8 protein-coding genes and 3 pseudogenes are annotated in these 12,670 nt (G+C 66.9%); 5 read left to right on the top strand and 6 right to left on the bottom strand.

Annotated features, from left to right (window positions below):
• Positions 1-107 precede the first annotated feature (107 nt).
• The gene (locus tag NHF48_RS17605; protein WP_253071829.1) at positions 108-860 is read right to left on the bottom strand and encodes a dienelactone hydrolase family protein; all 753 of its coding nucleotides are present in this window, start codon (positions 858-860) and stop codon (positions 108-110) included.
• Between the two features lie 316 nt (positions 861-1,176).
• Between NHF48_RS17605 and NHF48_RS17600 the strand changes: the two genes are divergently transcribed.
• The 4 genes and pseudogenes from NHF48_RS17600 (at position 1,177) to NHF48_RS17585 (ending at position 7,190) form a co-directional block, all read left to right on the top strand.
• A complete protein-coding gene (locus tag NHF48_RS17600; protein WP_263816921.1) occupies positions 1,177-1,476 on the top strand; it encodes a hypothetical protein in 300 nt (99 codons plus the stop codon).
• Between the two features lie 55 nt (positions 1,477-1,531).
• The gene (locus tag NHF48_RS17595) at positions 1,532-2,794 is read left to right on the top strand and encodes a TolC family protein (protein WP_253071827.1); all 1,263 of its coding nucleotides are present in this window, start codon (positions 1,532-1,534) and stop codon (positions 2,792-2,794) included.
• Positions 2,791-3,945 (top strand): efflux RND transporter periplasmic adaptor subunit, encoded by a 1,155-nt coding sequence (locus tag NHF48_RS17590; RefSeq protein ID WP_253071826.1) that lies wholly within the window; start codon positions 2,791-2,793, stop codon positions 3,943-3,945. The genes NHF48_RS17595 and NHF48_RS17590 overlap by 4 nt, the downstream gene beginning before the upstream one ends.
• Positions 3,946-4,015: 70 nt before the next feature.
• Positions 4,016-7,190: pseudogene (locus NHF48_RS17585) on the top strand (efflux RND transporter permease subunit).
• 13 nt (positions 7,191-7,203) lie between these two features.
• Here NHF48_RS17585 and NHF48_RS17580 read toward each other — a convergent pair.
• Positions 7,204-7,332 carry a hypothetical protein gene (locus NHF48_RS17580; RefSeq protein ID WP_263816920.1) on the bottom strand — a complete coding sequence of 43 codons (129 nt, stop codon included), beginning with the start codon at positions 7,330-7,332 and terminating at the stop codon, positions 7,204-7,206.
• 90 nt (positions 7,333-7,422) lie between these two features.
• Between NHF48_RS17580 and NHF48_RS17575 the strand changes: the two genes are divergently transcribed.
• Positions 7,423-8,076 carry an outer membrane protein gene (locus NHF48_RS17575; protein WP_253071825.1) on the top strand — a complete coding sequence of 218 codons (654 nt, stop codon included), beginning with the start codon at positions 7,423-7,425 and terminating at the stop codon, positions 8,074-8,076.
• Between the two features lie 11 nt (positions 8,077-8,087).
• Here the strand turns inward: NHF48_RS17575 and NHF48_RS17570 are convergent, their stop codons facing one another.
• The 4 genes and pseudogenes from NHF48_RS17570 to NHF48_RS26155 all read right to left on the bottom strand — a co-directional run.
• Positions 8,088-8,738, bottom strand: coding sequence for a response regulator transcription factor (locus tag NHF48_RS17570; protein WP_253071824.1), 651 nt, complete (start codon positions 8,736-8,738; stop codon positions 8,088-8,090).
• A gap of 113 nt (positions 8,739-8,851) precedes the next feature.
• Positions 8,852-9,967, bottom strand: a complete 1,116-nt coding sequence (locus NHF48_RS17565; protein WP_253071823.1) for a WGR domain-containing protein — start codon at positions 9,965-9,967, stop codon at positions 8,852-8,854.
• A gap of 43 nt (positions 9,968-10,010) precedes the next feature.
• A pseudogene (locus tag NHF48_RS26160) lies at positions 10,011-10,610 on the bottom strand (AAA domain-containing protein); the annotation flags it as partial.
• A 1,699-nt stretch (positions 10,611-12,309) separates the two neighbouring features.
• Positions 12,310-12,639 (bottom strand): annotated as a pseudogene (locus NHF48_RS26155) (AAA domain-containing protein); the annotation flags it as partial.
• Positions 12,640-12,670 lie beyond the last annotated feature (31 nt).

Genomic DNA, 12,670 nt, shown 5'->3' with positions numbered 1-12,670 from the left:
CGAAGCGTCGCGGAGAACGGCTCAGTCCAACCGGGGCACACCCGTCAGACAGCCGTCTTTCAATAGCAAAACACGCGATCGCTACCGGTACACAAGGCGCTGGACCCTCAGTAGGAGGCAGACAGAACCCGCTGGAACAATGCGAACATCCAGCCGGTCGCCTGCGCGAACAGCGCCGCGTCGTACCGTGGTCCCTCGTCGCGCAGGAACGCGTGCGCGGCGTTGACCTCATGCCATTCATAGCGCGCACCGACCTCTTCCAAGCGCGCACGGATGAGTGCCCGGCCGGCAAACGGCACATGCGGATCGGCGCGACCGAAGACGAACAGCGTTTCGGCCTTCAGGTCCGCCATCCGCGCGAGGCTGTCGTCATCCTTGCCGAGCCCCAGCGATCCCGCATGGATATCGGTCGGATAGAAGCATGCCGCCGCCAGCACGCGCGGATCTAGCGCGGCACGGTACGCCAGATGCCCGCCCAGGCACACGCCCACCGTCGCGAGCCGTCCCGTGCAGGCCGCGTGCCCGGCGAGAAAATCCAGCCCGGCGGTCGCATCGGCATCGAACGCCGCAACCGGCTTGGCGATCTTCAGCGCGTTGCCGCGATCCGTACCGGCGGTGTCGTACGCCAGCACGGTCCCGGGCGCTTCATACTCGTGATACACCTCGGGGACCGCGACACAGTAGCCGTGCCCCGCGATATACGCCGCCAGTCGCCGGATCGGCGCCGTCACCTGATAGATTTCCGAGAACAGCAAAACCCCGGGAAACCGCCCCTCGATCGCCGGGCGAAACACATGAACCCGCATCACGCCGCCATCGGCCGAGGGCAGGTCGACGAATTCGTCGCTGGAGATGATCATGGCGCGGTATCCCGATAGAGCTGCCCAGCCGCGCTACCGCATCGCCGGGGCTCGTTCACGGGAAATCCGGCGTACGCCGCCAATGCACGCGGCCGGTGTCGATGCTTCGACCGGAATTTGGCGAGATGGGTCTCGTCGATACCCATCACGGCACCAGAAGAGCCGAATTCGAAATCTGCAGCAACTATGCCACGCATCTCGTGTCCAGGCGTAACGCCTGCTCCGCCACCGCTTCACCACGACGCCCGTTACAGCGGCGCAGGCATCTGCTATTCGGTCGGCGATGCGTAGGCTCCTGCCCTTCCTTGCCTGTCTGATGCTCGTACTGACCACATGGGTCGGGGTGGCGCATGCGGCCGAGGTTGGCGGTTGCATCGAGACCAGCCAGTACGAAGCTGCTTTGCATATCGATAGCGATGGCGATCAGGTCGCGGCCGATGCCGACAAGGGCTATCCGCATCATCACGGCAGTTGCCACGCGCACCATATGAGCGCGCCGGACTCCGACGCATTGGACGGCATAACCGGTCCAACCGGCGCCACGCTCGCGTCCTCCGACGGCGCGGCGCTGGTCGGGCGGAACGCCGACACCGCGCTGAGACCGCCCCGGACCTGACACGTCGATCGGGTGCGCGATGCGCGCCCGCGTCTACTTCGTCAGGAGCATTCCCATGCATCGTATTTTCGCGGCCATCGTGGCCGCAGGCGCTTGCGCATCGTCGCTGCAGGCCCAGACCCGTCCGCCGATTTTGGCGGAACCGGTCCTTACGCTCGCCGACGCGCTTGGCCGCGCCGGCGCGTCGTCGCCCTTCCAGGATGCCGCATCCGCCGGCGTTCGCGCGGCCGAAGCGCAGCGCCGGGTCGCTGCGCTTCGGCCGAACCCGTCGATCGTCGCCGAGACCGAGAACGTCGCAGGGTCCGGGATCTATCGGGGCCTGCGCTCGTCCGAAACGACGCTGGGGTTGGCGTTGCCCCTGGAACGCGGCGGCAAGCGGCAGGCGCGGATGGCACTCGCCGACGCGCAGATCGGCCGCGCAGGTATCGCAGCAGCGATCGCGCGCGCCGACCTCCGACTGCGGGTCACGCAGGCGTATGTCGTCGGGGTAACCGCGCAACGTCGTGTAGCGGTCGCGCGCGATCAGGTCGGGATTGCCGCCGAAGTGCTCCACGCCGCCAAGGTGCGGCTGCAGGCGGGGCGCGCCTCACCACTGGAGGAACAGCGCGCAGACGTTGCGCGCCTCGCCGCCGAGGGCGCTTTGGAACGTGCGAACCGTTCAGCCGCCGTCGCCGGGACGAACCTTGCCCGGCTTATTGGAATGCCGGTCGGCGCGCTCGATGATTCCTGGTTCCAGCTAGTGGACGCGCTCGGCCCCGTCCGACCATCCCGTTCGACGGGCACACTCATCACCGCCGCAGCCCGCGCGGACCTCGACACCGCGACCGCGCAGGTGCGGCTCGCGCAAAGCCAGCGGGTGCCGGACCTGACGCTCAGCGCTAGCGCACGGCGTCTCGAACAGACCAACGATACCGCAGCGGTGTTCGGCGTCTCGATCCCGCTGATCGTCTTCAACGGCGGCCGATCGGCGGTTGCGGTCGCAGACGCGCAACGCGACCAGTCGGACGCGCTGCGTCGCGTGGCGTTGCTCGATGCCGAGCAGGACATTGCCACCACGCAGGCCGAGGCGGCAAACGCCGCGACCACAGCGCGCAACGCAACCGGGCCAGCCCTAACCGCCGCCGTGGAAGCCGCGCGGATCGCGCGTATCGGCTACCGCGAAGGCAAGTTCGGGCAGCTCGACCTGCTCGACGCGGAGCGGACGCTTCTCGACACACGGACGGCCGCGATCGACGCGCTTGCCGCCTATCACGACGCACGCGCGCGCCTCGAACGGCTGACTGCCGAAGCGCCGATTGCCAAGGACACCGACCGATGAACCGCACGATTTTGCGCACGATCGCGCCCGCCGCTGCCGCCTTGGCATTCGCAGGCTGTGGCCCCTCCCCCGACACGGCACCCGCTGCCAACGCGGTGGCGAACGAAGACCCCGAGAAGGCTTCCGGCGATCCCACGGTCGCGACCCTGTCGGCACAGCAGATCGCCGACGCCGGTATCGAGGTCACGCGCCCGACCGTCGGCGGCGTCGCCGGCGCGATCGAACTGCCCGCGACGATCGAGGGCGATCCACAGGGCGTCCAGGTCGTGGCCGCGCCGATCGGCGGCCGGCTGGTCTCGCTCACCCGCAACCTCGGCCAGTCGATCGGCCGCGGCGAGACGCTGGCGATCATCGAGAGCCGCGAGGCAGCGTCGCTCAACGCCGAGGTCGAGGCGGCCGGTGCACGCTCAGCGCTCGCCCGGTCGAACCTACGCCGCGAACAACGATTGTTCGCCGAACGCGTGTCACCTGAGCAGGACCTCGTCGCAGCTCGGACCGCCGCAACGGAAGCGAGCATCGCGCTCCGTCTCGCGCGGCAACAGCTTTCGGCCACGGGTGGCGGAGGCGGCGCAATGAACCGGATCGCGGTACGCGCGCCGATCGCCGGTCAGGTCATCGCCCGGTCCGCCACGCTCGGCCAACAGATCGCCACGGATGCCGAACTTTTCCGCGTCGCCAACCTCGCCAAGGTGTCGGTGACGATGTCGCTCGTTCCTGCGGATGCCGGTCGCGTAAGGCCGGGTGCACGCGTGGAAGTCACGTCCGCCGGCCGCCGCCAGGACGGCCGCGTCACCTTCGTCTCGCCGATCCTCGACGAAACCACGCGCCTCGTCCCCGTGATCGCCACGATCGACAATGCGGGCGGCCTCTGGCGCGTCGGCGAGAATGTCGGCGTGTCGGTGCTGCTCCCGGCGAGCGGGGACCGCAGCGTCGCCGTGCCCTCGGCCGCCGTGCAGATGATCGGCGACCGGCCACACGTCTTCGTCCGCACCGCGAGCGGGTTCCGTGCAACGCCGGTGACGCTCGGACGCACCAATGGGGGCGCCGTCACAGTGACAGCCGGCCTGACGGGCGAGGAGCGCATCGCCTCGACCAACTCGTTCACGCTCAAGGCCGAACTCGGCAAGAGCGCGGCGAAGGACGAGGACTAGGCCATGCCCGCTTCCTCCCCCACTCGCTCGTGTCGTAACGCTCGCCGTCGAGAAGCGCTGGCTCGTCCTCCTGCTCACGCTCGCCGCCGCGCTCGCCGGAATGTTCGCCATCCAGCGGCTGCCGATCGACGCCGTCCCCGACATCACCAACAATCAGGTCCAGATCAACGTCCGCGCGCCCGCGCTGTCGCCCGACCAGATCGAGAAACAGGTCGCCTTCACCGTCGAGACCGCGCTCGCCGGCATCCCCGGCCTCGACTACACGCGGTCCTTGAGCCGCAACGGCTTCGCGCAGGTCACTGCGGTGTTCGACGAGAAGACCGACATCTACTTTGCGCGGTCGCAGGTGGCAGAGCGGCTGCGGACCGCCGAAGAGGACCTGCCGGACGACGTGGTGCCCAAGATGGGGCCGATCGCTACCGGGCTCGGCGACATCTTCATGTGGACCGTCGAATACCGCGAGCTCGATCAGGTCCGTCACCGCAACGGCGAGCCCGGCTTGCAAAAGGACGGCAGCTACATCACGCCCGAGGGCGATCACCTCGTCAGCGAACCCGACAAGGCGACCTATCTGCGCACCGTGCAGGACTGGATCGTCACGCCGCAGCTGAAGAGCAGCGCGGGCCTTGCGGGGGGTCGACAGCCTCGGCGGCTATACCAAGCAGTATCTCGTCGTCCCCGAAATCCAGCGTATGGCGGCAATGAAGATCACGCTCCAGGACCTCGCCACCGCGCTCGAACGCAACAACACCAGCGCAGGCGCCGGCATCGCCGACCGTAACGGTGAAGGTCTCGCAGTCCGCGCCGACGGCCGGATCCGCAACGCCGACGAGCTCGCGCGCACCGTCGTCGCGACGCGTGAAAGTGTGCCGATCCTGCTCAGCCAGATCGCCACCGTCCGCACGGGCCAGGCATTGCGGATGGGCTCGGCGTCGGAGAACGGCCACGAGGTCGTCGTCGGCACCGCAGTCATGCGGATCGGCGAGAACAGCCGCACCGTTTCGACCGGCGTCGGCACGCGGCTACAAGAGATCGGCCGCGCGCTGCCCGTCGACGTCGTGGTGAAGCCGGTGCTCAACCGCACCGAACTCGTCAATTCGACGATCGCGACCGTCGCCCGCAATCTGACCGAAGGCGCGGTGCTGGTCATCGTCGTGCTGTTCGTACTGCTCGGCAATTTCCGCGCCGCGCTGATCGCCGCGCTGGTGATCCCGATCACCATGCTGCTGACAAGCATCGGCATGCTGAAGGCCGGCGTGTCCGCGAACCTGATGAGTCTCGGCGCGCTCGACTTCGGGCTGATCGTCGACGGTGCGGTCATCATCGTCGAGAACGCGCTGCGCCGCCTGAGTGACGCGCAGCATGGCCGCAGCGAGCCACTGCCTCTGCGACAAAGGCTCGACCTGGTCGCGGCATCGGCGCGCGAGATGATCCGCCCTTCGGTATACGGCCAGGCGATCATCATTCTCGTCTACGCGCCGTTGCTCACCTTCACCGGCGTCGAGGGCAAGATGTTCGAGCCGATGGCGCTCACCGTCATCATCGCGCTCGTCTTCGCGTTCGTCCTGTCGATGACGTTCGTCCCCGCGGCGATCGCGATCGCGCTCAGCCGACGCGTCGACGAGAAAGAGAGCCGGATCATCGGCTGGCTGCGTCGGCGCTACGAACCGGGTCTCGGCAAGGCAATGCGCCGCCCGAGCATCACGCTGGGCATCGCCGTCAGCGCGCTGGCGCTGGCGGGCGTCGCCTTCACCACGCTCGGGCAGGAATTCCTGCCGCAACTCGACGAAGGCAACATCCTAGTCCAGGCGATCCGCATCCCCGGCACCTCGGTCGACCAGAGCCAGGCGATGCAGTTTCAGGTCGAGAAGCTGCTCGCGCGCCAACCCGAAGTCCGCTTCGCCTTCTCGCGCACCGGCACGTCCGAGATCGCGAGCGATCCGATGCCGCCGAACGCCACCGACACCTTCGTCATCCTGAAGCCCAAGGCGGAATGGCCCGACCCGAGTCTCGCCAAGGAAGCGCTCGTCGCGCGGATGGAGCAACAACTCTCGACGCTACCCGGCAACGCGTACGAAATCACGCAGCCGATCCAGATGCGCTTCAACGAACTGATCGCCGGCGTCCGCGGCGACATCGCGGTGAAAATCTTCGGCGACGACTTCGGCGGCATGAACGCCGCCGCCGGCCGCATCGCCGAGGTCCTGCGCAAGACACGGGGCGCGGTCGACGTCCGCGTCGAGCAGACCGAAGGCCTGCCGATGCTCGACATCCGCCCGAACCGCATGGCGATGTCGCGGATCGGCGTCACCGCGGGCGACGTGCAGGACACCGTGGCCGCCGCGATCGGCGGGCGCGAGGCCGGCATGATCTTCGAGGGCGATCGGCGTTTCCCGGTCGTGATCCGCCTGTCCGAAGCGTCGCGATCGGACTTGACCCAGGTGGCGCAAATCCCCGTCCCGACGTCGGCCGGCGGGTTCGTGCCGCTGTCGACCGTCGCCGACATTGCGGTCGTCGACGGCCCCAACCAGATCAGCCGAGAGAACGGCAAGCGACGCGTGGTCGTCCAGGCCAACGTCCGCGACCGCGACGTCGCCGGCGTCGTGGCCGACGCGCGCGCCGCGATCGACGCGCAGGTGACGATGCCGCCCGGCACCTATGTCGAATGGGGCGGGCAGTTCGAGAACCTCGCCTCCGCGCGCGACCGCCTGACGCTCGTCGTGCCGGTCTGCTTCGCGGTCATCATGCTGCTGCTCTACGGCGCGCTCGGCTCGGTTCGGGATGCGGCGATCGTGTTCACCGGCGTGCCGCTCGCGCTGGTCGGCGGCGTGCTCGCGCTTCTGGTCCGAGGCATGCCGTTCTCCGTTTCGGCCGCCGTCGGCTTCATCGCGTTGTCGGGGATTGCCGTGCTCAACGGGCTGGTGATGGTTTCGTCGATCCACGACCTGATGGCACGCGGCATGGACAGAGCACGCGCCGCGCACGACGGCGCGTTGGCGCGACTGCGGCCAGTCGCGATGACCGCGCTCGTCGCCAGCCTCGGCTTCGTACCGATGGCCCTGGGACATGGAGCTGGCGCCGAAGTGCAGAAACCGCTCGCAACCGTAGTGATCGGCGGCCTGATCTCGGCCACGCTGCTGACGCTGTTCGTCCTGCCGACGCTCTATGCCCGCTTCGGCGGCTGGACGGCGAGACTAGAAGGTTCGGATGCTCCGACGGCGCGAACGCAGACATCATCGGGATAGCTCTGCTCGCAATCTAGTCGCCGAGTTGCGGGATGAGGTAGGGCTCGGCGACGAAGAGATCGCGGTAGACGCCGAACTGCGCCCGTTCCCGACACTGGCACGACGTCACTGCTGCGTTCCAGCGTGTAAGTACCGTCCGCACTCGTGCGCCGGGCCAACGCACAATGCCTGCGCAATTCTCGGCGGACAAAGTCTTCGTGCGGTCTGATCCAGACCAAATGGAAGGCGTTCGATGAAGATCACATACCTAGTCACGAGCATATGCGCGGTGATGCCCCTGCCTGCCGTGGCTGAAGTCCAGCAGCACGCACCGGAACCAACACAGATGGAGTCCCAGGACACGCCTGCTGAGCCGACATTCAGCGGCTTCAAGATCGGTGCTGATACCGACTGGAGACGAACAACGGTTCACTATGACCTGCCACTCCTATCCTCTGTCATCGATCGCAGGAAAGACGACGTTGGGTATAGCCTGCATTTAGGCTACGATAACCAAGTGGGCCAAAGCTTCGTCATAGGGTCCGAAGTTGCGATTGGACGCAGCGATACCAATCTCTCGGCCGACGAGGCATTGGGCGTCTACACGCTGAAACCGCGCTGGTCGCTCGATGTTTCGAGCCGTGCAGGATTACTCGTCGAACCACAGATACTGCTGTACGGCCGCGTCGGCTATAGTTTGCTCCGGGTTCGCGAAAAGACCGATTTTCGCGCCGTCACGACCAGCGACGTGAAAGCCAAAGGTACCGAGAATGGCTTCCTGTTTGGCGGCGGCATCGAGACGGCCGTGTATTCCGGACTGTTCTTGCGGGCCGAATATAACAAGATCGACTATGGAAATGGTCTGACGACATCGAAGGTCTTGTTCGGCATCAACGCCGGCTTCTGATCCTCGTGCAACTACCCGTCGGCCATTGGTGACACGCTGTGGCGATCACCAATGGCCGACGGAAGAGGCTTATCGTGGCGGATCAGGCACACGTCCTTTTTCGCCTTTTCCTCGTCATCGAACCCGTACACCGCGTGCTCGAGCGACTCCCGCAGCACCGTTCTGCCGCGACGCTTGACCAAGGTCGCAAGTACGCGAAGTTCGCGCCGGACGAGGTCGAGCCTGACGCCTGCAACGACGGCCTCGTCGTTGGCGACATCGAAGACGAGCGTGCCGACGCGAATTTCCTCGACGGCCAAGTCCGCGGGGCGACGCCTGACCGCGCGAATGCGGGCGAACATTTCCTCGAGTGCGAACGGCTTGATGAGATAATCGTCGGCGCCCTCGTCCAGTCCGGCAACGCGGTCCGATATTTCCCCGCGCGCACTCAGCACGATGATGGAAAGTCCGGGATTGCTAACTCGCAGCGACGGGACCAGCGAGAGCCCGTCGCCGTCCGGCAGGGTCCTGTCCAGCAGGACCAGATCATAGGCCACCGACCGCGCCGCCTCCCGGGCCATCGTCAACCGATCGACGTGATCGACGACAAAGCGTTCTCGGGTGAGAGAACGACACAATGCCGCAGCGAATTCGACTTCGTCTTCGACGATCAGGATTCTCACCAAGGGACCTTATGAAGACGGGCCGCGACGCCGAACCGCCGCTCTACGCGTTCCCACCAGAAGATCGCGCATCAACCTCCGATATGGTCCTGGTGTATTGCAGCAACATTGCGCTAGCCGTGACGGCCCGGTTCAAACAGCATCAGGCAGAAGACCTCCCTCAAGAGGTCTCGACATACCCCCTTGCGTGTCTTTTCCAGCGTCAGCTTGTTTGCTTCCCGGGCGGCGCGTTCGGGCGTCTCGTAGTTCTTGACGACCGAACTGCCCTTGGTGCCGCGACGACCATAGACGACGGTGACTTCGGTGCCGTTTACCGCGATCTTCCAGAACTTGTCGGACGACCCTTGCGTGAACTCGAACGTGGTGAAGCCCTCCACCGACGTCTCTGCCGCAGGCGCTTCCGGGACAGGGGACGGTACGGGTATGACGGGTAGCGGCAACGCCGACCCCGGCTCGAACGGATCGTCATCGACGGCGTTCTCGTCGCCGCGCAACGCGGCCTCGATCTGCGCTATCACCGCCTCGGGTTGGCGGAGCCACGCATGCGATGGAATATCGATCACCCGCCAGCCGAAGCGCCGCAGGATCGTCGGCTGGAACACGTAGCGATCGGCGATCGCATCGCCGGCGTCTCCATCGAGCAGGATGGCGAGCGCGTGGCTCCTGCCGTCCGGCGCGACGATCGCGAGATCGCAGCGGAAGGTGGCGCTGCCGACATATTCCTGGACGACATGGCCACGCGCGCGCAGCGCCGCGGCAAGGGCATCGCGCAGTGGGTCCGGTGCCGGCGCACGGGAAAAGACGCGCTGCGCTTCGGGATTGAGCGTGGCGAGAATGGCCCGGCCGTGCGGTCCGTCGCCCCGCGCCTGCGCTTCGGCGAACGACAGGAACGTCCGGAGCGCACGCGCGCCATCGTTGTGCGTGTTCGTGATCGCCTCGGCGCGGATGGTGGACACGATCGCCATGTGATGCCGCGCGCGGCTGAAGATGACGTTGAGGCGCTTTTCGCCGCCGCGCTGGTTGATCGGGCGGAAGTTCATCGCCATCCGCCCAGCGCGATCGGGCGCGTAGCAGATGCTCAGCAGGATAATGTCGCGCTCGTCGCCCTGGACGTTTTCGAGATTCTTGACGAACAGCCCGTTCACCTGGCCGTCGTCTTCCCGGACATACTCCGCCTCGATCAGCGCGGCGAACGCCGGATCCCTCCGCGGCAAGCGCATCGAGCGCATTTTCGATTTCGGTCTGCTGCGCCTCGGAAAACGCGACGATGCCGATGCTAAGCCCGGTTTCGCGGCCGAGCAGGTTGCGGACCATCGCCGCGATCAACCGCGCCTCGGGAAGGTTCGCGCGCTTGTCGTAAAGCCCGTCGGCGACCGGGTGATAACTGATCGCGAGCGCCAGCAGTCGATCGACGCTTTCGATCGACGCGCTCTCGTCGTCCGATCGCACCGCCGTCGGCGACGCGCCGGTCTCGGCGATCGTCCGGTCGGGAATGGTGACCAGCCGGCCATCGTAGAACGCCGCATTGGAGAAGCTGATCAGTGCTTCGGAGCGGCTGCGATAATGCCAGGCAAGCAACGTCGCGGGCAGGCTTCGCGCCGCCTGGGCGAGCAGGCTGGCGGCATCGAGCAGGATCGCCATCGTCTGGCCGTCTTCTTCCGCGGTGACCTGCATCTCGTCCTCGTCGCGCGCGGCGGCGAAGAAGCTGGTGGGCGGCAGCTGCATCTCGTCGCCGACGACGACGATCTGCGGCGCGCGACTGAGCGCCGGCACCGCCTCCTCGATCGGGATCTGGCTGGCTTCGTCGAAGATCACGACGTCGAACAGGTCCGCCTGGAGCGGCAGCGTGTCCGATACCGAGAGCGGACTCATCAGCCATACCGGCTTCAGGTCGTTGACCACCACGCCGGTCTCGTCGTCGGACAGGTCGCGGATCGAACGATAGCGCATGGTCTTGCCGAACTCGTGTTCCAGCTCGCGCCGCCCGGTCGCGTATATCTTCTTGGCTTCCCGCCCGGCGCCATCGAGCTGCGTCACCGACAACGTCGATTGGCGGACGTGATCGCGGAACTTGCGCTGCGGTGGCGCGGATGCAGGCGGCATTGTCGTCCTGGAGGATCTCGCCGGCGCGCGCGGCCCGGCGCGCGCTCGACGCGAGTTGCGCGGCGTCGAACCGGTGCAGGGCCGGCTCCGCCCGCAACGCGCGGCTGATCGCCTCGTCGAGCACGAGCGCTTCGATACGCGCCGGATCGAGCGTCATTGTTCGCAAGGCAAAGGCCACCCGCGGCCCCGCCTGATCCGCCGCCCGCAGCAGCGGCAACAGGTCGGGCAGGTCATCGAGGCCCTCGCGCATGTCGCGCATCGCCTCGGCCAGCGCGCTCAACGTCATGGCCTGGCCATCGACGAGGTGACGATCGCACAGCGCGGCGAGCGATTCGATGGCGGTGGTAGCGCGCGCTTCCCGTACGAGCGTTGCGGCCGGATCCGCGGAAGCCTGCGCATGGGCGACCAGGCGGCGGACGAGAACCGGCGCAGCATCGTCGGACCACCTGTCACGCAGTGCGGCCAGCGCATCGGCATCGTCGGTTCCGAACCGCGCGTTCAGCGTAGCGCGCGCGGCGGCGTCTTCGGCCGCCGCAACTTGGCGTGCCACCAGCCGTTCGAGCACGACGGTGATGCTGGGTTCGACGGCATGCGCCGAGAAATCGTAGCGTTCGTGGATTGTGCGCTTGAGGCGGTTCCAGCTTCCGCTCAGGAACTTGAAAAAGCCCGGCTCCTGTCGACGCGCCTGATCGAGCGCGGCATCCGCGTCCTCGGGGGATAGCGGATCGGTCCAATGCCCTGCCGCGTCCGCCGCCGCCGCGTGTTTCGACGCAGCTGCGGCACACACGGCGCTAGCGTCGCGAAACTCGCGCGACGCGGCCGAGGTCGGGTCGAGCAGATCGAGGTTGCCCGCAAGGTTCGTCTGCACCGCCGCCGATGCCGATCGCACTACGACGAGCGCATCCGCCAGGCTGGTATCCCCCGACACCAGGGTGCCGTCGTCCTCCAGCATAGGATCGATCCGGTCGAACAGCTGCTCGCCCTCCGCGACCATCGCCGACACCTGCGCATAGCATCGCTCGTCGGCGACCGTCGCCGGGGACAGTCTGGCGAACGGATGCTCGGCGAGGCTGTCGAGACCAAACGCGTCGCTGACCGTCCGGTGGATGCGATCCGCCAAGGCCCGATTTGCGTCCCATTCCACCAGTGTCGGCAAGCGCTCGCGGGTCGCGGGATCGGCCCCGGTCGGCTCGGGCAGCGCGAGCATTCGGCGGATCATCGCCCGCAGCGTGACCGTCGAGTCCGTCGGTAGATGCGCCATCGCCCGATCGAACGCCGCGATCCGGCCGAGATGCTGCGACAGCGCCGCGACCGTCCGATCGCGGGTGGCGCGATGATGGTCGATCGCATCGTCGACCTTGTTCCAGCTTTCGTAGCAATCCTTCAGATCGAGGACGAAGCTCTTCTTGTCCTCCTGTGAATCGTGGATCAGGCACGCCAACCGATCGAGCCCGGCCTGTTTCAACCGGTTGAACACGACGTCGAGCGCGGCGCGCTTCTCGCACACGAACAGCACGCGTTTGCCGCGCGCGGCATAGTCCGCGATCAGGTTGGTGATGGTCTGAGACTTGCCGGTGCCGGGCGGCCCCTGGATGATGAAGCTGCGCCCGGTCCGCGCCATCGAGACGGCCACCTCCTGCGTCGCATCGGCGGGCACTACGCTCCACAGGTCGGACGGTGCGAGCGGTGGCGGCGGCGAGGCCTCGATCGGGCGCGGCTCGATCGAGAACACCGTGTCGAACGACGGCGGCGTGACCCGGTCGTCGATCAGCTGGGTATAGTCGCGCACCAGCGACATCTTCTTGTAGTTGAAGTTCGCCAGCGTGACC

It is taken from the genome of Sphingomonas sp. H160509 (assembly GCF_024124765.2).
Classification (GTDB): Bacteria; Pseudomonadota; Alphaproteobacteria; order Sphingomonadales; family Sphingomonadaceae; genus Sphingomonas.
This window is presented reverse-complemented; position numbering and strand designations above follow the sequence as displayed.